The sequence below is a fragment of the Niallia sp. FSL W8-0635 genome, from assembly GCF_038007965.1.
GTDB lineage: Bacteria > Bacillota > Bacilli > Bacillales > Cytobacillaceae > Niallia.
Genome location: NZ_JBBOYD010000001.1, coordinates 4113971 through 4136129 on the forward strand (window position 1 = coordinate 4113971; position 22159 = coordinate 4136129).

Below are 22159 nucleotides of genomic sequence, written 5' to 3' on the forward strand. Positions count from 1 at the left end.
GCAAAAAGCACCCTAAGGTTTATGAACCATTACTCCACCAATTATCTCTTGGATATCCTTTATTCCATGCAGCTTCATATATTCTTCTATCTCTTCACGTATTGTGATCATGGCTTCTGGATCAACAAAGGAAGCTGTTCCAATTTGCACAGCAGAAGCACCTGCTAACATTAACTCCACTGCATCCTCACCAGTCATTACGCCCCCGCATCCTATAATCGGGAGGGAACTAGCTTGATGTACTTGGTAAACCAATCGCACGACAAGTGGTAAAATAGCTGGCCCTGAATATCCTCCCATGACATTGCTAATCTTCGGCTTTCGTGTGTGAACATCAATAGACATCGCTATAAAAGTATTAGAAACCGTTAAAATATCTGCGCCGGCTGCTTCACATGCTCGAGCAATTTCTGCAATACTAGTTACATTGGGTGATAGCTTCGGAATAATCGGCTTCTTTATCACCTTTCGCACACGATTAACTAATTCGTACGATACAGATGGATCCATCCCAAAAGCTACCCCATTATTTTTCAAATTTGGGCAGGAAATATTTAATTCGATGGCATCCACCTCATCCATTTCCCCAAGTTCTTCACAAACCTCGGTAAATTCCTCGATACTATCTGCTGAAACACTAGGAATAAACGGTGTAGAAAAGGAAGCATAAAAGGGGATCGTCTTTTCCTTAAAATACGTTAACCCTTCACTTTGAATCCCAATCGAATTAATCATGCCACCTGCCTTCGTTTCACATATGCGCGGAGTTGGATTCCCTGTTCGACGATGCTTCGTAATACTTTTAGGAATAATCGCACCAAGCTGATTGACATCTATATAGTTCGTCATCTGTTCAGCAAATGTTCCCGAAGCAGGCATAATTGGATTTTTTAAATGAAGCTTACCTAACGTTACTTCCAACCCACTCATGCAAAAACCACCTTTTTTAAGGGTAAGACAGGACCTTCCATGCAAATCCGTACAGGACGAACGCGTTCCTCCTCTTCCACATTACACACACATCCATAGCAGGAACCAATCCCGCATCCCATATTTTCTTCCACTGCAATTTCAGCAAATAGTTCATACTGACAGGCTAATTGCTTCATTAATACTGATAATCTTCGTGAACCACATGTATAAATTCCATCTATCTTCTTTTCTTTAATAAGTGTTTCTGCTAAAAGTCGTACGCACTGAGGATTACTTGTTCCATCCTCGTCATTCACAAAAAACGCCTCTACACCAGCTATCTTTAACTCTGCTTCCACTAAGTAATCCTCTTGTGATCTTGCACTTATAATCGCAAAACAAGAAACATTCTCACCTTTCGCTTTAAACGCAAGAGCTGAAAGAGTAGCAATCCCTACGCCTCTTGCAACAACAAGAATATTTCGACTTTCTTCTTTCATGGTAAAACTCGTCCCTAATGGTCCTAATATATCCAGCTTTTCCTTTGGTCTTCGCAGTGCTAACGCCTTTGTCCCTATGCCTTTCACTAGATAAAGAAACTCTAATGTACCTTCCTCTTCATTTATTCGAAAAATGCTGAACGGTCTGCGAAGCAAAGGCTTTTGGTCATCACTGCATTTGATATGAAAAAATTGTCCTGCTTGAACGGGGAAAAGCTGTTTATCTGGGACTTTTACTTTTAGATGAAAATATCGCTTGCTTACTTGCCTATTAAATATAATTTCCGTCTTCACTGCCATTCTTTTCTCTCTCCCCTCTGTCTCGCTGCACTTCGCTATCATAATCTCCGTACGAGAACCTTAGAGCGATTCCTCTTTTTTAGAAAGAACATCAATCCGGTTATACGCCTATCGCCTGCTCCAGAACAGCTGCCTCTAATACATCGATTCCTTTCAATATATCTTCTAAATCGGTATGCTCATCTGGATGATGACTAATTCCGTTAAAGGAAGGGATAAAGATTAAGCCTACGGGACCTAATGAAGTCATATTCATGGCGTCATGCCCTGCCCCACTTTGCATCCATTGATAGGGAAGCTCTTTTTCTAGACAAATTCTTTCTACCTTTAGAGAAAGCTCCTCTGATAACTGAACAGGATCTTCCTTACTAATCTCCTGTGCTCTAATCTCCAACCCTCTTACTTCCTTTATCCTTTCCATCCTTTTATAAAGAGCATCGAGTACCTTATTTCTTGATGTAACAGAAGTGGAGCGTATATCTACTTTCATTTCTACCATTCCTGGAACAACGTTCATTGCTCCCATTGGAATGGAAAGCACGCCAATCGTTGCAACGGTTCCATTATGCTGTTCCCTTTTAGCCGCTTCTTCTAAAGCAAGAGCTAGTTCACTTGCTCCAAGGAGGGCATCCTTACGCATATTCATTGGGGTGGTACCAGAATGAGAGGCTGCTCCTTTTATTTCGATAATTAATCGGACAGGTGCGGCAATCCCTGTTACAATGCCAATTTTCTTGTCATTATTCATGAGAATGGGGCCTTGTTCAATATGCAATTCAAAGAAAGCCTTAAAGCGTTCTTGCGCTCTACTTGCTAAACCCAATTGATCAAATCGTAACGCACAAAGAGAAAGAGCTTTTTCAAAGGTGATTCCATCCTTATCCTTTAGATGCTGATACTTCTCTTTTTGCAGTGTTCCTGCCATCGCCTTACTTCCAACAGTAGACACACCGAACCTCGAGGATTCCTCACAAGCAAAGGAAATAATTTCAATGGGATGTTCGGTTTCGATTCTTTGTTCATTTAGTCGTTTTATCACTTCTAATCCTGCTGTCACTCCTACTGCGCCATCATATTTACCACCTTGATAAACAGTATCTAGATGGGACCCTATTACTACTGGAGGGAATTCCTTGTTCTTTCCTTCTCTTTTGGCAATAATATTTCCGCAGTAATCCATCCTAATTTCTAGGCCTTCATTTTTGCACAATCGCATAAATGCATGACTACATGCCTGTTCCTCATTCGTAAAAGCAACCCTTGTGATTCCTTCCGTTCCTGAATTATATTGATTCATATTATTTAAAAGTTCTTCATATCTTCTTTTTCGATCCATCCTTCTATCTCCTTAACGGTGGGTTATGGAGAAAAACTACTCATGCCATGATAATCCTATCTATTCCTTATCATGTTCCTATACCCACACCTCTCTTTATAAGCGAATAGAGCTTAATAGATGCATAGATTTCATATATTCACTTGCATCTTGTGCCACTTCGTTTATTTGTTTCCTTAAGCTTTCTTGATGTATCTCCATATAATCACTTGCTCCAACAATACTTATACTTACATTCGTTTTTTTATCATCATAAAATATCGGAGCAGAAATAGCCGATACGCCCATTTCCAATTCTTCGATGCAAAAAGCAAGCTGGGATTGATAGATTTCTTGTAATTCTTCTTTTATTTGGATAGGATTTGTTTTGGTAAATGGGGTGGCCGCCTCAAAGTTCGTTTCCTGCAGCATCTTCTCAATAATCGCTTCCTCTTGATATGCAACAATTACTTTTGCTGCAGCTGCAGAATGAATCGGCATCCGTTGCCCGACATGGACAAAATACTTATTGCGTAAATCAGATGGTTGATGTGTATAAACACAGTACACATCTCCTCCATGAAATCGACTAATGAATGTATATAGATTGGTTTCATTGGATAATTTTTCTCCATACCGACCTAATAGCTTGATAGGATCCTGCAATCTTAAAAATTGACTTCCCCAAAGCATTGTTTTTGGTCCAAGATAATATTGTTTAGAAGCATTATCCTGTATAACAAGCTGATACTCACACATACTTGTTAGCATTCGATGAATTGTACCCTTGCTTAAATTGGTTTCTCTAGCAAGTTCACTTACTCCCATCCCCATATTCGGGTTAGAAGAAAGGCAGTCCATTACATCAGTAAACCGATTTAACCATTCCAAGCCTTTTCTCTCCCTCCAAACGAGTTCCTCTTAGTGGAACACCGTTTCATTTTTTCAGAATAAGAGAAGGTGTTATAGAAGCACCCTTCTCTCTCACAAAAAACATCCAAATGAACCAATCGCCATAAAAACGGTAAATAACGTTTTTCTAATAGTATTGTTCATTCTAAAGATACTTCTATCTTTATCGATCTTTTCAGTGCAGATTATCTCTTCTACAACACCCTGCCTTGTTCGTTATACGATTTCTTTATCTTTAGATTCAGGAATTAAAAAGATAAAGGCTAATGCAGATAAAATATATACACCAGATAATAGGCTAAGTGCATAGCTTAAAGAATGATTAAGCGAAATATAGCCGATAACTAATGGTGCAAATCCAGCAATTGCTCGCCCTACATTAAAAATGATATTTTCGGCCGTGGAACGAACCTCTGTATTATAATGTTCCGCTAGAAGCGCTCCATATCCTCCCATCATTCCATTTACAAAGAATCCCAACACTCCCCCAAGAAGCAATAAGGCTACTGTAGAAGTAACTTGGAAATAAACCCAAACAATAATCGCTGCTGCAAACAGAAAAGCTATATAAGAAGGTCTGCGTCCAATTTTATCTGCCAAATAACCAAAGATTAAGATACCTACAATCATTCCGATAATAGTCGTTACCGTCCATAACGTCGTTTTATTAAAATTATAGCCTAGCTCTGATGCAAGCATCGTTGGCATCCAAGTCATAATTCCATAAAAACCAAAATTTTGAACACTTGTAGCAATAATTAAGCCAATCGTTATCTTCGTTGTTTTTTTTGAAGCAAATAATTGTCCAATCGCAATTTTATTTTTATTTTCTTCTTTAAGCTTTGTCCAAACCTCTGGCTCTTTTAAATTTTTCCGAGACCAAAAAGCAAAAATTGCTGGTATTACTCCTGCAAGGAATACGCCCTGCCAACCGAATTTTGGCGCAATGTACAATACAGTTAAGGTAGCTAGAACAATCCCTAATTGAAAGCCAACCGCTACAACTGATGTAGCGCGAGATCGAAGCTTCTTCGGCCAAGTCTCACTTACTAGGGTCATTCCAATTCCAAATTCTCCCCCAAGTCCTAACCCAGCTAAAAAGCGGAAGACTGCAAAGGTTTCTAAATTAGGAGCAAAAGCACATAAACCTGTAAAAACAGAAAAAATTAAAATAGTCCATGTAAACACACGTACTCGCCCAAATTTATCAGCCATTACCCCAAACACAATCCCGCCGACTACTGCTCCAAGCAATGTAATAGTAGAAAGACTTCCCGCCTCTGCTTGATTAATGCCAAAAAAGGCAATAATCAGTGGCAAGGTATAGGATAAGATCATCATATCCAATCCATCCATGGCATACCCAATCGTAGAAGACCATAGCGTTTTCCACTGATAACCTGTTATTTTCTTTTCTTGCACCTCTGTTGTTTCATATGCTTTCATATTCACTGGTTATATCCTCCCTTTGCCCAAATATGGCTCTTTCATTCTAGCTACCTCTCAAAAATGTCTTCCTCTTTCTGTCAGAAGCAATAAATAATAATCCTATTCTCTCTCTCGTAGAATATAATCTATACTGTCAGATGTTCCGCCAAACGGAACGTTGTTTCAAAATTAAGTAGCATAAATGTATAATACTATTAGCTATTTTATAAATCTATTATATTGTCAGAAAATATAACATATTATTTATTTTCAGTTTTAAAAAGAAAGAGATTGTATTAGGTAATGAAGGTTTTAATTGGATATGAAAAATGCTTTTTTTTGGATTTTATTTCTGTGATATGGTGAATGCTAGACTAATAATAAAAGGAAAACATAATGTTATGAAGAATTATAGAAAATATAATCCCGTATAAGGTTAAAAATGAATTATACCATCAAAAACTTTGTCTTGTTTTGATGGTATTTGTCAATGTTATTATATGGTGATTAAATTGGAACTGTTAAACGATGCTATAATCAGAAAATTATTATTGGTTGAGTTGAATGAAAAATATAAGGGACGGAAAGATACAAGGAATATTACGAGTTAGGTTTGGACTTTGGAGCTAGTCGAGTTGATGTGGCAGTAGTTAATGGGATTATGCATGGATATGAGATTAAAAGAAACAGCTCCTGTCTTTTTTACAAGAAGAAGCTGATTTTAATATTATTAAGGAATTTGTATATAATACTTTAAAATTCCGAGATAATTGGCGGTTAGATTAACAGCTACGCGACTGTAGTCTCTATATGATGGTTAACTGATATTGCGATAGGAGACTGATGATCGCCAATTATTATTTCTTGATTAGCACATTTATAAATTTCCTCATCTCCAAAAGAAAATTCTCTCCCTTGATAGAAGTCCAAATTAATTAATTCTCTACATACTTCATAAAACGTTAATTCACCATCATCACCAATTAATTTTGTAACATTTGAATTTTTTGTGAATTTATTTTAATAGATCAAAAAATCAGTACCATACAAGAAACTTTAATTACATTAAGCCATCTCTCAGATATTCCAACAAGTTCTCTCTGGCTCCGTTTCCACCATCAACTCTCCCTTTCTAAATAAATATCTACACTTCGGCTGCTTAAAGAAAATCTCATACACATCTTTCACTGGAAAACAGGCAAGGTTAGCTTCTTTGCCAACTTTTATCCCATACTGATCCTGTATAGAATATGCAGTTGCTCCATTGATAGTAAGCATGTTCACTATTTGTCTTAACTCTTCTCTTCCGGTCATATGAGCTAAGTGAAGAGCCATGTGAGCTGCTTGTAGAATGTTTCCATTTCCGAATGGATAAAAAGGTGTGCGAATATCATCATGGGCGATGCATACATTTACGCCTTGTTCCGCTAACTCCTTTAGGCGTGTAATCCCTCTCCCTTTTGGATGAGAATCCGTTCTTCCTTGCATCGTCGTGTTTACGAGAGGACAACAAACGATTGTCACGTTCGCATGCTTAACCAAGGACATTACTTTATTTGCATAAGCATCAGAATAATAAAGCAGGGCATTAGCATGACTGGCGGTTACCTTCCCCTCCAGTTTTTCCTTTAACGTAAGGCTTGCGACTACTTCAAGGAAACGGGAATGTTCATCATCGACTTCATCACAAAAAATATGAATCTCTTTTTCATATTTTTTTGCTAGAGAAAAGGCGAATTCCAATGATTGGATTCCTTCTTCTCTCGAATGCTCTAAATGTGGCACAGCACTAACTGCATCTGCGCCTAGCAAAATTGCCTCTTCTAAACGATCTTGGTTTTCTGGACATGAAACGATACCGTTTTGGGGGAAAGCAATAATTTGTATAGAAAGGAGCGACTGAAGCTCCTCTCTTAATTCAATGATCCCATGCAGTGCTGCTAGGTTGGGATCAGATATGTCCACTGCCGCCCTAACGTATAATATGCCATATTCCATTAGCATTTTGAGGGCCTTGGAAGCTCTATTTTTCACATCTTCCTTTGTGAGTGACTGCTTTCGAATCGACCAAATATCAATCGCCTCTCCTAATGTACCGGATTGATTGAATACTGGATCCCCTGCTGTGAGCACCGTATCTAAATGCGTATGCATCTCCACAAGAGGCGGCAATACAACGTTTCCTTCTAAATCCAATTCCTTCGCTCCTAGTAAATTTTCCGATGAAATGGAGAGAATTCTCCCTTCTTTTATTCCTATATTTGCACTATTCGTCTGAAAGGGAAGCTGAGCGTTTTTTAGCACCAAATCGAACATCTTCTCTCCCTCCATTCTCTAATTGTAATGTCATAGATTCTCTACTAACCTACTTATTTTTTCCTGCCCAAAGTGATGCTCCGAGTGAAAACCACTTATCCACTCCCTATTTTTGTATACATAGCGTGTAGGAGATAAATTGGCAAAAAGATCGTATATATTTGTTGCATCAAACAGAACAAACTCCGCTGCTGCTCCTTCTTTTATTCCGTGTTCCTTTTTCCCAAAGATAATAGCAGGAGTTTCAGTAATCATTTTTAACACTGCTAGCAATTCCTCTTCACTAGCCAAATGCGCCGTATAGGCAGTAAGCAGCCCTATCTGCAATAAATCAAATCGACCAAAGGGATGGAATGGATCACTTACATTATCCGACGCAGTTGCCACCAGCACTTTTTTCTCCAGCATTTCACGCACTCTTGTTATGCCTCTTCGCACTAGTCCCTTATCGTCTCTTCCTTGCAAATACATATTGGCGCCAGGCAAAGTAACAGCAGCTATCTGTTGAAGTGCCATCTCCTCGATAATTCGCTTGGATCTCTGCTCTGTCATAGCAGATAGAGAGCATAAATGACCAGCCGTAACTCTTCCTTGCATATTCCATTTCTTCGTATTATCGATGACACGTTGAATCGTACATATTTCTGGATTATCTTGTTCGTCCACATGAAGGTCTAGAAATTTATCATATTTAACAGCTAAGGCAAACAGTTGATCCATGTCTTCTGTTGCATTCGGAGATAAATGTGGTGCTCCGCCAATCCCATCAATCCCGTAGGAAATTGCCTCCTTTAGTACGTCTCTTTCTTTTTCGTGCTTTAAAGAAAGATCGGAGAACATTGGAACAACCTGTAAGGTAATATAAGGCTTTAACAATTCCTTTGCTTCCAACACTGCTTGTAAATGACTTAATGCCAGCTCATTCGATATATTCCATTCAAAGTTCACATGGGTTCGTATATGTGTGGTGCCATACGACAATGCTTGAAGGGCTCCCTTCATTACTCGTTTTTTAATTTCTTCCTTGGAAAAACCTGCTGCTTTCTCGCTATAATTCCTAATTGCCTCTATTAACGTTCCAGACTTATTTGGCACAGTTTTTAAGGAAAATGCCTTATCGAGATGGGTATGAATATCAATAAAAGAGGGAAGAAGAATTCTTCCCTCCATATCTATTGTTTCTTGCTGACTTGTTCGATTGCTCCAAATCTCATGAAATACGGCAGAGTTTCCATGCTTCTTTTCCGTTTGCGGCTCTATTTTTGTATAGATGCCATGTTGAATGACTACTGTATATAGCTTTTCCGAACCTACTAATGGCAGAGAAACATTCGTCAATTGCACATCCATCATCTCTACTTACCTAAATAGTCATTCGTAAACATTTTTGAAACATCTTCTTTATTCTTAATAATTTCTAAATCCAACAGCTCTTCTTGAAGCTTTGTCCAGCGTTCATCAGACATATAGCCAAAGCCATGCTCTTTAGCATCGCCGCCAAAAATCAATTCTTCTTCTTCCTTAGCTCCATAATCCATTAATTCAAGTGATAAATCTGGATTTTTCTCTTTTAGGAAAGGGTTAATTTCATCAGAATGATCACGATAATATTCCCAGCCCTTAACCGTTGCATTCATAAAGGCTTGAACCAACTCAGGATTATCTTTAATCACATCTTCTGTCGTGAAAATAACATTGGCATATGTTTCAAAACCAGCATCATGGATGAATAAATAATCTGTTTTTACCCCATCCTGATCTAAAACATAAGGCTCAGAAGTAACATATCCTTGGGTTACCGCATTTGGGTCATCGATAAAGGTCGCTAATGATCCTGTATAGGCCATATCTTTTACCTCTAAATCATATGCTGTTTTGATGTATTCCCAATAGCCACTGCCTGGAGCGGTGTATACTGTTTTTCCAGCAAGATCCTTGAAATCCTTCAATGCTCCTTCATGTCCAATTAATACTTGTGGACTCTTTTGGAAGATCGCTCCAATCGCTACTAACGGAATCCCTTTATCTCTGGCAATTAAGATATCTTCTGCTTGTGTATAACCAAATTGAGCTTTTCCTGAAGCCACTATTTGAGTAGAAGAGATTTGCGGACCACCAGGCTCAACGGTCATATCAATTCCTTCTTCTTTATAGAAATCTTGCTTTAAAGCAGCATAGTTCCCACCGTGTTCCGGCTGCGCAAACCAGTTTGTCACTAGTTTAGCCTTTTCTAATTCTCCCTTCTTAGCAGAACCTCCTGATTCTTTCGTATCTCCACAGGCAGCAAGTAACAGCATAGACAAAGCAGTGATCAACACGCCAAACTTTTTATACGATTTAATTTTCCCCATCAACTAAGTTCCCCTTTTCGACTATCTGTAATGATTATTCTAGTAAAAAAATTTGTTTTATTAGCTGTCTCGTTTCATTTCTGATTCATGCCAAGATCCCAAAATCCATTTTGATAATAGATTCACCAATAGGAAGAATACGATGCCTAGAATACTGGCAGAGATTCCACAGGCAAATAAATAGGCTGTTTCCATTCGACTGGATGCTACTGTGATGGCATAGCCTAGCCCACCGTCTCCTCCACCAATGCCTGCGATATATTCCCCAACAATGGCACCAACGACGGCAAGTGTACAGGAGATTTTTAAGCCTGCCATAATATAAGGAAGCGCAAAAGGAATGCGAACCTTCCACATAATCTTCCATTTAGAAGCCTGGTATAAGGTTAATAGATTGATCATGCCACGATCTGTTGCATTTAAGCCTACTAGTGTATTCGATAGCATCGGAAAAAATCCAATTGTAAAAGCGATAATAACAATCGCATTAGTTCCAGAGCCAAACCAGATAACAATAATCGGAGCAATCGCAACAATCGGAATCGTCTGGAGAAGAATAGCATATGGATATAAGCTTCTTTCCATAATTTTCGAACTCGCCATCAATATCGCCGCAACCACACCTCCAATTACACTAAATACAAATCCAATGATGGAAGCAGTAATCGTTCGCGTAACGGCATTTCTAAGATTCTCCCAATTTTCGATTGAAGCCTGAAGAATATCTGTTGGTTTTGGCAATAGATAGGGAGGGATCTGAAATAGCACAGTACCGTATTGCCAAATAAGCATAAACAATACAAATACAATCAATGGAGGAATCCAAACATTTAATACTTTGCGCAGTTTTTTGTCGGTTTTTATCCCTACCATTTGAACCTCTGTAACCTTTTGAGTTGCCTGTTCCATCGTATCCCTCCTTTTAGATAATCTCTGATTCTTGCTTTACAGGAATCTTACCTGGGTTTAATAAATCGAATGGATCATTTTCCTGTTTCTTTTTCATGATTTGTTCCATTTTTAAATTGTAGCCACCAAAGCCAAGCAAGTACGTATGAGGATCATTGATTTCCACGCCTATACTTCTACAAAAATCAATAATTTCATATAATCTTTCTTTTGATTGATAAAGGATAACCGGTAAAGAGGCCGGTGTAATCTCCCCTTTTATTTTGATATACTCAAAATGAAATTGAATTTCTTCTCCAAATTTTTCTCTCAGTGTATCCATTTGCTCAAAAATTTGATCTACCTTAAATCTCGCTTGCAGGTATGTCATATTTTCTCCATGTTTATGGGCCCAAAGGGTTGCATGATTCCATGTGAAATCAGATACTTTTAATCCTTTATGATAATTGCTTGCAGGGATTATTAAATCAGAAGTCCCACTATATTTATCCACTAAAAGCTGTAAGTCCTTCAAACAGGATTCTTCAATTTCCAGCATGGTAATTGATTTATCATCCTGAAGGACGTTTTTTAGAGAATGGAAATGGGATGGAATCGGCCATTCACACACAGACACAAGACGCTTTGTGATCGCTTCGTTATGTGCTAGCTCATCGCCAAATTTTACAGCCTCTTTAAAAGTGGGGAAGGAAATAATATGTTGAGTCCACTCTTGCTTCTCTTCCACTGGCAAAATTGCTTCCAATACAATCCCCGTAGTCCCGTAATTATGTATGTAGTCTTCCATTTCCTCTCCTACTACCTCAAAGATTCTCGGCTCCCCTTCAAATGTCATAACTGTAACGCCAATAATATTGCCGTCCCATAAGTTGCCCCAACGAATGGATCCAATTCCGCCAGAACCACCACATAGGAAGCCTCCTACGGTTGATGTCATAAAAGTACTAGGATATATCCTTAGTTCTTTTCCTTGTTTCCGCAACGTTTTCTCCAATGCACCAAGACGCATCCCTGCCTGTACTTTCACGGTGCTTTCCGTCAGTTCTAGTAATTTATCTAGCTTCGTCAAATCGAGAACAATTCCGCCTTTTAAAGGGATCGCTTGCCCGTAGTTTCCGGTTCCTGCTCCTCTAATCGTTACTGACACTTTATTAGCTACTGCGAAGGTGACGATTTCTTTTATTTCCTCGATAGAGATTGGTTTTACAGCACAATCTGCGACTTTATCCTTTAGCTCTTCGAATAGTACAGGAGAATACCAATAATAATCCTTTGACAGTCGTTCTCTTTGACTTTCACTTATAATTACCTTCTCTTTGCCAACTAACTCTATTAATTTCTCTAACCACATAAAAGTCACCGCCTATTAAAATTGTAAATAATGGGAAACCTTTGCTGCTATATCACTAAAATGATGGGAGGTTCTCAATTCAGCATTTCTAGGAAAAGGCAGATTGACATCGACTGTATTTTCTATTTTTCCTGGACTAGGTGTCATTACGGCAATTTTTGTAGATAAATAGACTGCCTCAAACACATTATGAGTAATAAATAAGACTGTCATTTGTTCTTTTTGCCATATTTTTAACAGCTCTGCCTGCAAGTTCTGTCGGGTTATTTCATCTAAAGCGCCAAAGGGCTCATCCATTAATAATAATTTCGGTTTTGCGACAAGGGCCCTTGCAATTGATACCCTCATCTTCATTCCACCTGACAATTCCCTTGGTAGGGCTTTGCGAAAATCCTTTAATCCTACTAATTCCAACACTTTTTCCGCCATCTCAACCTTTGTTTTTTTCGGGATATTTTGAAATTCCAAAGGAAGCAAAATATTATCCATCACATTTCTCCATGGCAGCAAGGTTGCATCCTGAAAAACGAAAGATACATCGGTACTCTGCTTTTGAGCCATGCGCGGACTTTTACCTAGAATCGTCAGTTCTCCATCTGTATGCTCAATCAACCCCGAAATCATTTTAAAGATCGTTGATTTCCCACACCCCGACGGTCCAACAAAGGAAACAAACTCTCCTTGTTTAATATCGAGACTTACATTTTGAACAGCTGTTTTTCCATTTGGATAAACCTTGTTAACATTTTGCAAATGAACAATAGCTTCGTTTACTAGATTTTGCTTTTGTTTTTCTATCACACTGGCATTTGCCATACAGAAACCCCTCCCTTTTCGTTACATGGAGCCTTTTATGGTTTGAAGATCAAAACGAATCATTTCCTTTATTGCACTAGCAAAGCTTTCACTCACTAATTGAAGAATCTGTTCGCCCTTTTCAATAGTCGCACTGGCTGCATCTCCTGCTATTCCAGTCGAAGAAATATCCTTCATCACCCAAGCAAAATAGCTGTTGCCCTTCAAATATAAGTGCTGTGTATTTTCTGGCAATTGGACGAACTCCGTTGGGCTTAATTCCATATCCACCCATGCTTCTTTTAAAGCCAAAACCATGGAAGTTTCTACCTCTCCACCATGAATTCCATACTTTTGTTCTTTTTCCGAAATGAGCGAGCTTATGACAGAATAATCCGGGTTTAACCGGAACACATTCATCCCTGTTTCAATTCGTACTTCTCTTGCCATCATATTAAGGAGATCATGATTTCCCCCATGGGTATTAAAGAGAAGCAATTTATTAAAGCCACTTTCACTTACACTTTTGGCAATATCACTGATAACGGCCTGCAAAGTTGCAGACGACAATGTAATTGTTCCTGACAAACCTAAATGTTCTGTGCTCTTACCATATGGAAGAGATGGCAGCACCCAAACATCCTCTTCTGGAATAAGATTTAGCGCTTCAGCTAAAAGGCCTTCGCCAATTAGTGTGTCTGTATAAACAGGTAAATGCGGTCCATGCTGTTCTACTGCACCTATCGGTAAAATAACAAGGGCATTCTCCTTATCTAGCAGTTCTATTTCTCTAGAGGTTAATCTAGGCAAAAATCTTTTTTCGAATGCATTTCCACTATATCTACCATGTAACATCTTTTACCATCCTCCTTATAAAAGACTAATGAACTCTAATAAAAACCCAAACAAATAACATATCATGTTATAATTACTGACATAAATACTATATTTATAATAGAGGTTACTTTTCCAATTTGCATTAGCACTTTCGTAAAAGTTTTCATAATATTTTGTATACTTTGAACAAATTGACCATACCCCCTAGAAAGAAAGGAATATTTCAAGGTGTTTAAGAACCTACTTTTTACTAAAAGTAAAAAGAACCCTTAAAAGAGTTCTTTTCCAATGCAACATATAATAATTAGTACCAGGCACTGTTTAATAAAATAACTCATAATCCCTTTCATTCCGACACTTTTCACATCTTTTCGGTAATGAAAGACCTTTCATCTTATAAAACTGCTGCTCTCCTATTGTAAAAGTAAACCGTTTTCCACATGTCCAGCATTTTAAAAGTAGATCATGTGGCTCGATCCCCTTTAGTGCTTCCTTGATTGATTCTGCTCTTTCCTTTGCAGCGGTATCATCAATCGGCTCGTTACTATTTAAGACATGTATCGTTGTTTGAATTTCTTCTCGTACCTTTTTATAATCCACTTCTTCCCATAATTCTAGATAAGGAATAAATGATTGATCACCAGATTCTTTTACTTTTTCTAGGAGCAAAAGAATCATGTTTCGATTCCGACCCTTTAAGTAGCTCATATCAGGATCTTGTTTCCCCTCTTTCATCCATTCCTTCCACTCATTCAAAAGTTCATCGGTATATTGATCGGACTCAATGTACCATCCTCGCTCTGTATAAATAATCATTGGGAGTTTCCCAGAATACTCTATATCTAGAAAATCATGATCTATCATCCAATCAATTTTCCCCATAATTTCATCGAGCTTCTCTGACTTATAAAAACCATAGACCGGGCATCTATCCAGCTCAAGTTGTAATACCTTCTTCTCCCGAGCCCCCTTTAAAATTTTTGCAAGAAGCGTTCTTCCTCCATTAGCAATAATTTCATCAGCCGCTCTCAATATGGCCATTATTTCTTCTTCAGCTAATCGCCCCGTCTTAACGCTCATCAAAATGGTAAGTCCTCCTCATCAATCCAAGAATCAGAAAAAATCGGTGTTTCTTTCTTTTTAACGCTATTTGCAAGTTTTTTAAGAAGAATAGGTGTTTCTGTCAAATCCTTATCAAACTTCTCCTCATACAATTCACGAATCCACACCTTTACTGGGGCTTTCCATTGCTGATTAGGAGCAGGAATATTCCTTATTAAAACCTTGGGTGTCATTCCTAACTCTTTTGCCATTTGAATTTCGATATTATTCAATCGGCACCTTTTTTTGGCCTCTTCCCAAGCTTGGCCATTCTTTTTTGCTGGCATTAGACGTTTCTCTCCTTCCTAGAATAGTGGCCAACATCTATTAATTTTTCCCACTTTCGCATGAACAGGAATTTTTCCTGCCAATCTTTTCATGAGTTTGAAAACTGATGATTTTTCCTTATTGATTGGATAAGGGTTTTAATGCCTGCATTTTACAAAAAAAATGGGAAAAGAATCAAGTTAATGAGTCCTTTCCCTTTGTTCTTCTGAGAGGAGTAAATATTGTTTCGGTATCTTTTGGCGGATCTATTATTCCTCATGGGACAAGAAACCTGCTACCTTTTCCAATTTAACCTTATTTTTTTGTAAATACAACCTTATTCAACCCTGCAATATTGATACGATCTCCAGTTTTAAGGGTGGTAGTTACACTTGTAACGGAATATCCATCTGATTTATTTGAAAGAATCTCATTTACTAGTATACTACTGCCTCTGGAAATAATTAAATTCCCATATCCGCTTGGTGTTGTAATTTTGTATTTTCCTTGGTTAATATCTTTGCCAACCGTCCAATATCCAGAATGAAGGGCATTTGATTTGACGTTTGATACTTTCGTAAATTGTACACTGTTTAATCCTTCGATTTTTATGGAATCACCACTTTTTATATCTGTTGTAACGGTAGTAACACCACCGAAATCATCTTGTTTACTTGAAAGAATCTCATTTACAAAGCGATCAGTACCCATTCCGATGATTAAATTTCCGCTTCCGTTATTGGTAGTAATTTTATAGCGACCAGCGGATAAGTCTTTTCCTGCTTTCCATGTTCCAGCACTTAAGCTTTTTACATAGGGAACTGTAATCGTAGCAGCAGTAGTTCTTCCATTAGCCGTTGTAGCCGTAATTTTGGCTGAGCCTGCTCCTACCGCTGTTATCTTTCCCTTACTATCCACTTTCGCAACTTTAGTATTGGAAGACTTCCACTTTACTGTTTTATTTGTTGTGTTGCTTGGACTAACAGTAGCTGCTAAAGTCAGTGTTTTTCCTTTAGCTACAGTAGCTGAAGTCTTATTTAACTTCACTGATTTTGCAGCAATTGGCGCTGTAATGGTTACTTTTACCTTTACCTCTTTAGCTCCTTTCACAGAAGCAGTAATAGTTGCTGTTCCCTTTTTAACACCAGTAACCTTTCCTTTGCTATCAACCTTAGCAATTTTTGTATTAGAAGACTTCCAACTTACTGTTTTGTCCGTGCTATCAGAAGGAGAAATAGTAGCTTTCAGTATTTCTGACTTTCCTTCTGTAATAGATAAGCTGCTTTTATTTGTTTTTAATGTTTTCGTAGAAACCGTTACTGTTACTATTTTTGATACTTTTGTATTATCTTTGGCAGTGGCAGTAATAGTTACTTTACCATTCGCAATTCCTTTTATATTTCCCTTTGAATCTACCGTTGCCACTTTTGTATTGGAGCTTTTCCATTGAATAGTTTTATCTTGTGCATCAGCAGGTGATACGCTAGCCGTTACCTTTACTGTCTGATTCTTCGTAATACCTAAAGTAGATTTGCTTAGTTTCACACTAGTTGGAACTACTTTTGAAACCGTAACTTTAACACTCTTCTTCACAGACGGATTCCCTTTTGCAGTTGCAGTAATGGTCGCACTACCTACTTTGACCGCTTTTACATTCCCAGCTGCATCAACTGACGCTACTGCGGCATTGCTTGTCGACCAGGTGATTCCTTTATTTGTGGCATTTGACGGATTCACAGTGGCTGTTAATTTCACTGATTGGTTCATCTTAAGAGATAAGCTTGATTTATTTAAAGTAATGCTTTTCGGGATATTTTCTGTAAAGCTCATCGTGCCAATCATATAAGATACATACACTTTGTCTCCTTTAGAAAAATTGTAAGAGTAAGGATTATCTTCTGGTGCTAGAATATTCGAGTCCTTCAAATTATCGTTTTTATCATAGATATCAACAAAAGCCATATCATATTCATCTGCTGGATTATCAAAATTTAATGTATACGTTCCAGTTGGTATAGCGGCACCAACTTCATAAAAGCCATTAGAAATTTTCTTTAGATCAATCTTTGAAACAGACTCGACTCGTACGGAAGAAGAACCATCAGATAGAGAGATTTCTATTCTATCTCCATTTTTCAGATTCGTGATAAATTGATTAGAGTTATAGTAGTTTTCACTATCAAGATATTCATAAATATAAAAATCCTTTCCATGATCAACGGATAATTCAGCTGTTCCACTGGAAATAGTGAATTTATTTAATCCAGGAGATAAATCCTTTCCTACAACATAGAGCCCACTTTTTAACGTATTGGATGCAGCATGCACAATCATACCTGTACTGCCTGAAGCTAGCGAAAAAAATAATAGCATCATAATAATTGCTTTAATAACAAGATTCCTTTTCATTCAAAATCCTTCTCTCAATAATAGATTAGTATAGTACTGAGTAGATTATAATGGATATTATTAGGGAAATCACCATCGAATGTGTGTTCAGCACTATAAAATATCAAAAAAGGGTATAAATATCTTCTTTTGACTAGTAGATGACTGACTGGCAATAAGACAGAATCAAAGGATAGTGAGGAATTATAGAAATAGTAAATTTATTCGGGATGCACAAAAAAGCAGAGCATAGTAGTTATCAGCCGTTAGCACGAGCAAAACTCTCTATCAATGATCTACTTATTTTGAAACGTCCCTGTGACCATACCTATTTTCATTTTGGTTATGTCCTTCTAACGTGGACAAAATGCCTTTTCTGTCTTTTTATGGTGCCAGGTACCTTTTCCTAGATTGGATATTGATCAGCTTCTTTCCCTCTCGCATATAAAAATTGAAGATACTGTTCGATTTGTGGCTCAGGAAAATAAGCAAGAATTTGTTCTGAATTTATAAAACTTCCTTCCTTAGACTCTATATAATCAAAATAACTGCTCCAGGGATACTCCTCTAAGCTATTAATCATACCAGCTCGAATTGGATTTAGATGAATATACCGATTCACCTCTAATTCATATCGAGCCGACGTAATCAATTCAGATCCATAACGACTTTCAAAGACATGTCCTGTAAAATTGTATTTCTTATTGAAATATTTTGCGTAGTTAAAATGGAGGAGTTGCATAATGTTACTTGGGGAATGCTGAAGAGTTTTAATTTGGAGATGGATATGATTGGTCATCAAACAATACGTTTGCAGAATAAAAGGCCTTTTCGCCATTACCTCTACCAACAATCGAAGATACTCTTCTCGGTCTTCCTCATCCCAAAATAAAGAAGTCCGCCGAATACCCCGACTCGTAATATGGAAACTAGCACCAGGATACCAAATACGTCTTTTCCTAGGCAACTAACTACCTCCTTTTGTTGTGAAATTTGATTACATACGAGCAAATTTAAAGTACACAGAATTTACCAAGGGGTGTTTTACATGCTCATCTCAATAAATAAGAAGACTTATAAAATAGAAAGAAAAAACATTAAAATACAAAATTCTACCTAACTATCAAAATTCCTGCATATTCCGACAAAAAAATAGGAAAAGAAACCAAAAATGATTCCTTTTCCTTAGTCCTCCTGGGAAAGACACTTGTCTTTTTATGGTGCCTGGCACCCTCACTGTTGGCACCCTCACTGCACTTCATTTACGACGCATTAATAACCTCATCCTTTTCTTTTCGTTCACTCACTCGCTCTACCTTTCCAACTAGGAATATATAGGATAGTGCTCCTATTAATGCTATGCAAGCAATGAATGTAAGTGCTGGTGCAAAGCTACCACCTTTTACTAGAAATCCAATGACAATGGGAATAATTATGGAGGCAGTTCCTCCAATGAAATTAAATACCCCTCCAGCAATTCCGATTAATCGTTTTGGCGCCAAAAGCGACACGAATACCCATGTAATAGAAGCGAAACCGTTACCAAAAAAAGCAATAGACATAAACAATACGATTAAGGCAGGACTATCCACATAATTGGCTCCAATAATAGAAGTAGACAATATTAAACCAGCGATAATAGGAGTTTTTCTTGCTTTATTACTGGAAACTCCTTTTTTCACAAGGATATCAGAAAGGAAACCTGCAGAAAGGACACCGATGAACGCTGCAATAAATGGCAAAGATGCTAAAAACCCTGTTTTAATAAAAGATAATCCTCGATACTCTACTAAGTAGGTAGGAAACCAAGTTAAGAAGAACCATAGTGTAGAGCTAACAGCAAATTGACCGATATAGATTCCCCATAGTTTTCTACTCGTTAAGACTGTAGCGAAATCTTTCTTTCCAATTTTAGGTTTATTCGCTTTATCTGAAGCGTTCTCAACAAAACCGTCTCCAGCCTGAATGTAATCAAGTTCTGCCTGATTAACCTTTTTACTTTTACTTGGATCGCGATAAAGAATGAACCAAAGAACAGACCATACAAGCCCAATAATACCAGTAGCAATAAATAAGCCTCTCCAGCCAAACGTTTGTTGAAAGAAAATAAGTGTTGGCGTTAAAAATGCTAGTCCTATAAATTGTCCAGAAGTGTAAATGGAAATTGCTCTTGCTCGCTCATTTTCCGGAAACCAGCTGGCTGCAACCTTACTGTTTGTAGGGAAAGCAGGTGCTTCAAACACTCCCAAACCTACTCGTAATAGAAATAACCCTAGGAAACCGCTTGCAAATCCTTGAAGTAACGTCATGAGAGAGAAACCCGCAATCCCAATGGCATGTGTATTTCGGTTTCCCAATTTATCTAAAGCCCAGCCGCCAGGAATCTGAAGCAAACAATACGTCCAACCAAAAGCAGAAAAAATTAACCCCATCGTCACGGAACTTAATCCCAATTCATCTGTAATAAATGGAGCTGCTATAGAAATGTTACTTCGATCCATATAGTTAATAATAACAGTTATAAATAACATAAATACAACACTATACCGAACCTTTGTTGCTTTGTTCTTCATATCCTTAATCCTCCTATAGTAATCTTTCACCATCTATCTTTTGTCTTTCCTGCGGTAGGAAATAGTTCCCTACCGCATACTAAACTCTTTTACCACTCTGCTACGCTTCCATCACGATGACGCCATATTGGGTTTTGCCATTGATGACCTGTTTTAGTCATTTCACGAACAAACTCTTCATTAACCTCAATTCCAAGTCCTGGGCCTTGAGGAATTTTCACATAACCATCTTCATAGGAAAAGACAGTTGGATCCTTTAAGTAATCAAGTAAATCACTACCTTGGTTATAATGAATCCCTAAGCTCTGTTCTTGGATAACCGCATTATGTGCAGTTGCATCTACTTGTAAACAAGCTGCTAATGCAATCGGCCCTAATGGACAATGTGGTGCAGCTGCTACATCATAAGCTTCTGCCATACTTATAATTTTTTTACATTCCGTAATACCACCTGCATGGGATAAGTCCGGCTGGATAATATCAACATATCCATCATTTAATAATGATTTAAAATCCCATCTAGAAAACATTCGCTCGCCTGTTGCGATAGGAATAGCTGTTAAGGAAGCAATTTCTCTTAAAGCTTCATTATTTTCGGGTAATACTGGTTCTTCTATAAACATTGGATTAAATTCTTCTAAAGCTTTAGCCAGTACTTTTGCCATTGGCTTATGCACTCGGCCGTGGAAGTCAATACCAATGCCTATATTCTTACCAACGGCTGCACGGATAGCTGCTACGTTTTCTAGTACTTTATCAACCTTTTCATATGAATCTATGTATTGCAGTTCTTCAGATGCATTCATCTTTATAGCTTGGAACCCTTTATCTACACATTCTTTAGCCGCTCTTGCTGTATCACTTGGACGATCCCCACCAATCCAAGAGTAGACCTTGATGGAATCTCTACATGCTCCGCCTAATAATTGATATACAGGTGCATCATAGTATTTTCCTTTTATATCCCAAAGCGCTTGATCAATACCAGCAATCGCACTCATAAGAATTGGACCGCCTCTATAAAAACCTCCTCTATACATTACATTCCAATGATCTTCAATTCTTAATGGATCTTTACCTATCAAATAAGTCATTAATTCTTCTACAGCACCTTTGACTGTAGCCGCTTTTCCTTCAATTACTGGTTCTCCCCAGCCAACAATTCCTTCATCTGTTTCAATTTTCAAGAATAACCAACGCGGTTGAACGGTAAATAATTCATATCCTGTTATTTTCATAGAAAACACTCCCATATAATTAATAGTTTTGTGCTAACATTGTGAACTTGTTTGATTTTTCAGTTAATTCTAATAAATACTCTTCATTAATTGTCTTTTTTGTGTTTACTAAAGAACTTCCAATCCCCAATCCTGCAGCACCGGCTACTAAATATTCTTTAACATTATTTAAGTCAACACCTCCAGTTGGCAATAATGGTATTTGTGGCAATGGACCATGAATATCCTTAATAAACTTAGGACCTAAAGTAGTAGCAGGGAAAACCTTTATAATATCTCCCCCAGATTCGTAAGCTTCCAGAATTTCAGTTGGTGTGAAAGCGGCAGGAATGCTAACTGCACCATATCTTTTGGTCATTCGAATTGTTTCTTCTTTATAAGTAGGGGATAAAATGAATTGGGCTCCAGCTAAAAGTGCACTTCGAGCAGATTCTGCATCTAACACAGTACCAGCGCCTATTGCCATTTTGTCTCCAAATTCATCTACCACTCGTTCAATTGATGTGAGCGCTTTCGGCGAATTCATCGTAATCTCTACAACTCTTATCCCACCTTCATATAAGGATTGAACAATTTTCAATGTATCTTTAGGGGTTGCCCCTCGTATAATTGCAATTAATTTGTGATCTAAAATTTGTTGAAGTGTACTCATATTAATATCGAATC

The 22159-nt window shown here is 37.8% G+C and carries 20 protein-coding genes; all 20 read right to left on the bottom strand.

Features of this window, described 5'->3' with window-relative positions; genetic code table 11:
• Positions 1-12: 12 nt before the first annotated feature.
• Positions 13-930 carry a dihydroorotate dehydrogenase gene (locus NYE52_RS19630; RefSeq protein ID WP_341194611.1) on the bottom strand — a complete coding sequence of 306 codons (918 nt, stop codon included), beginning with the start codon at positions 928-930 and terminating at the stop codon, positions 13-15.
• Positions 927-1712 carry a dihydroorotate dehydrogenase electron transfer subunit gene (locus NYE52_RS19635; protein WP_341194612.1) on the bottom strand — a complete coding sequence of 262 codons (786 nt, stop codon included), beginning with the start codon at positions 1710-1712 and terminating at the stop codon, positions 927-929. The genes NYE52_RS19630 and NYE52_RS19635 overlap by 4 nt, the downstream gene beginning before the upstream one ends.
• Positions 1713-1812: 100 nt before the next feature.
• Positions 1813-3048: a Zn-dependent hydrolase gene (locus NYE52_RS19640; protein ID WP_341194613.1), complete on the bottom strand. Its 1236-nt coding sequence runs from the start codon at positions 3046-3048 to the stop codon at positions 1813-1815.
• A 96-nt stretch (positions 3049-3144) separates the two neighbouring features.
• Entirely contained in the window at positions 3145-3918 is a 774-nt protein-coding gene (locus tag NYE52_RS19645) for an IclR family transcriptional regulator (protein WP_341194614.1), read from the bottom strand.
• Positions 3919-4155: 237 nt separating this feature from the next.
• A complete protein-coding gene (locus NYE52_RS19650) occupies positions 4156-5385 on the bottom strand; it encodes an MFS transporter (RefSeq protein WP_341195245.1) in 1230 nt (409 codons plus the stop codon).
• A 771-nt stretch (positions 5386-6156) separates the two neighbouring features.
• Positions 6157-6351, bottom strand: coding sequence for a beta family protein (locus tag NYE52_RS24760; protein ID WP_445669154.1), 195 nt, complete (start codon positions 6349-6351; stop codon positions 6157-6159).
• Positions 6352-6444: 93 nt separating this feature from the next.
• Entirely contained in the window at positions 6445-7683 is a 1239-nt protein-coding gene (locus NYE52_RS19655) for an amidohydrolase family protein (RefSeq protein WP_341194615.1), read from the bottom strand.
• A gap of 30 nt (positions 7684-7713) precedes the next feature.
• Positions 7714-9036, bottom strand: a complete 1323-nt coding sequence (locus NYE52_RS19660; protein WP_341194616.1) for an amidohydrolase family protein — start codon at positions 9034-9036, stop codon at positions 7714-7716.
• A 2-nt stretch (positions 9037-9038) separates the two neighbouring features.
• Positions 9039-10034 (bottom strand): ABC transporter substrate-binding protein, encoded by a 996-nt coding sequence (locus tag NYE52_RS19665; RefSeq protein WP_341194617.1) that lies wholly within the window; start codon positions 10032-10034, stop codon positions 9039-9041.
• 60 nt (positions 10035-10094) lie between these two features.
• Complete coding sequence (locus tag NYE52_RS19670) at positions 10095-10907, bottom strand: ABC transporter permease (protein WP_341195246.1); 813 nt, start codon at positions 10905-10907, stop codon at positions 10095-10097.
• A gap of 49 nt (positions 10908-10956) precedes the next feature.
• Positions 10957-12294 carry an FAD-binding oxidoreductase gene (locus tag NYE52_RS19675; RefSeq protein WP_341194618.1) on the bottom strand — a complete coding sequence of 446 codons (1338 nt, stop codon included), beginning with the start codon at positions 12292-12294 and terminating at the stop codon, positions 10957-10959.
• Positions 12295-12309: 15 nt separating this feature from the next.
• Positions 12310-13110, bottom strand: a complete 801-nt coding sequence (locus tag NYE52_RS19680; RefSeq protein WP_341194619.1) for an ABC transporter ATP-binding protein — start codon at positions 13108-13110, stop codon at positions 12310-12312.
• Positions 13111-13131: 21 nt separating this feature from the next.
• On the bottom strand, positions 13132-13944 hold the full coding sequence (locus NYE52_RS19685; RefSeq protein ID WP_341194620.1) for a creatininase family protein: 813 nt from the start codon (positions 13942-13944) through the stop codon (positions 13132-13134).
• Positions 13945-14247: 303 nt separating this feature from the next.
• Positions 14248-15006 (bottom strand): RQC-minor-1 family DNA-binding protein, encoded by a 759-nt coding sequence (locus tag NYE52_RS19690; RefSeq protein WP_341194621.1) that lies wholly within the window; start codon positions 15004-15006, stop codon positions 14248-14250.
• Positions 15006-15314, bottom strand: a complete 309-nt coding sequence (locus NYE52_RS19695; RefSeq protein WP_341194622.1) for a hypothetical protein — start codon at positions 15312-15314, stop codon at positions 15006-15008. The genes NYE52_RS19690 and NYE52_RS19695 overlap by 1 nt, the downstream gene beginning before the upstream one ends.
• Before the next feature lie 295 nt (positions 15315-15609).
• Positions 15610-17703, bottom strand: a complete 2094-nt coding sequence (locus tag NYE52_RS19700) for an Ig-like domain-containing protein (RefSeq protein ID WP_341194623.1) — start codon at positions 17701-17703, stop codon at positions 15610-15612.
• Positions 17704-18088: 385 nt separating this feature from the next.
• Positions 18089-18649, bottom strand: a complete 561-nt coding sequence (locus NYE52_RS19705; protein ID WP_341194624.1) for a transposase — start codon at positions 18647-18649, stop codon at positions 18089-18091.
• Positions 18650-18944: 295 nt separating this feature from the next.
• Complete coding sequence (locus NYE52_RS19710) at positions 18945-20255, bottom strand: MFS transporter (RefSeq protein ID WP_341194625.1); 1311 nt, start codon at positions 20253-20255, stop codon at positions 18945-18947.
• An 89-nt stretch (positions 20256-20344) separates the two neighbouring features.
• The gene (dgoD, locus tag NYE52_RS19715) at positions 20345-21493 is read right to left on the bottom strand and encodes a galactonate dehydratase (protein WP_341194626.1); all 1149 of its coding nucleotides are present in this window, start codon (positions 21491-21493) and stop codon (positions 20345-20347) included.
• 19 nt (positions 21494-21512) lie between these two features.
• On the bottom strand, positions 21513-22145 hold the full coding sequence (locus NYE52_RS19720; RefSeq protein WP_341194627.1) for a bifunctional 4-hydroxy-2-oxoglutarate aldolase/2-dehydro-3-deoxy-phosphogluconate aldolase: 633 nt from the start codon (positions 22143-22145) through the stop codon (positions 21513-21515).
• Positions 22146-22159: the final 14 nt, after the last annotated feature.

Bases quoted from the DNA above. Each gene is read 5' to 3' on its own strand.
- NYE52_RS19720 (WP_341194627.1), bottom strand. From the start codon at position 22,145: ATGAGTACACTTCAACAAATTTTAGATCACAAATTAATTGCAATTATA.
- NYE52_RS19685 (WP_341194620.1), bottom strand. From the start codon at position 13,944: ATGTTACATGGTAGATATAGTGGAAATGCATTCGAAAAAAGATTTTTG.
- NYE52_RS19665 (WP_341194617.1), bottom strand. From the start codon at position 10,034: ATGGGGAAAATTAAATCGTATAAAAAGTTTGGCGTGTTGATCACTGCT.
- NYE52_RS19635 (WP_341194612.1), bottom strand. From the start codon at position 1,712: ATGGCAGTGAAGACGGAAATTATATTTAATAGGCAAGTAAGCAAGCGA.
- NYE52_RS19680 (WP_341194619.1), bottom strand. From the start codon at position 13,110: ATGGCAAATGCCAGTGTGATAGAAAAACAAAAGCAAAATCTAGTAAAC.
- NYE52_RS19640 (WP_341194613.1), bottom strand. From the start codon at position 3,048: ATGGATCGAAAAAGAAGATATGAAGAACTTTTAAATAATATGAATCAA.
- NYE52_RS19650 (WP_341195245.1), bottom strand. From the start codon at position 5,385: ATGAAAGCATATGAAACAACAGAGGTGCAAGAAAAGAAAATAACAGGT.
- NYE52_RS19660 (WP_341194616.1), bottom strand. From the start codon at position 9,036: ATGATGGATGTGCAATTGACGAATGTTTCTCTGCCATTAGTAGGTTCG.
- NYE52_RS19655 (WP_341194615.1), bottom strand. From the start codon at position 7,683: ATGTTCGATTTGGTGCTAAAAAACGCTCAGCTTCCCTTTCAGACGAAT.
- NYE52_RS19695 (WP_341194622.1), bottom strand. From the start codon at position 15,314: ATGCCAGCAAAAAAGAATGGCCAAGCTTGGGAAGAGGCCAAAAAAAGG.
- NYE52_RS19675 (WP_341194618.1), bottom strand. From the start codon at position 12,294: ATGTGGTTAGAGAAATTAATAGAGTTAGTTGGCAAAGAGAAGGTAATT.
- NYE52_RS19670 (WP_341195246.1), bottom strand. From the start codon at position 10,907: ATGGTAGGGATAAAAACCGACAAAAAACTGCGCAAAGTATTAAATGTT.
- NYE52_RS19690 (WP_341194621.1), bottom strand. From the start codon at position 15,006: ATGAGCGTTAAGACGGGGCGATTAGCTGAAGAAGAAATAATGGCCATA.
- NYE52_RS19710 (WP_341194625.1), bottom strand. From the start codon at position 20,255: ATGAAGAACAAAGCAACAAAGGTTCGGTATAGTGTTGTATTTATGTTA.
- NYE52_RS19630 (WP_341194611.1), bottom strand. From the start codon at position 930: ATGAGTGGGTTGGAAGTAACGTTAGGTAAGCTTCATTTAAAAAATCCA.
- dgoD (WP_341194626.1), bottom strand. From the start codon at position 21,493: ATGAAAATAACAGGATATGAATTATTTACCGTTCAACCGCGTTGGTTA.
- NYE52_RS19700 (WP_341194623.1), bottom strand. From the start codon at position 17,703: ATGAAAAGGAATCTTGTTATTAAAGCAATTATTATGATGCTATTATTT.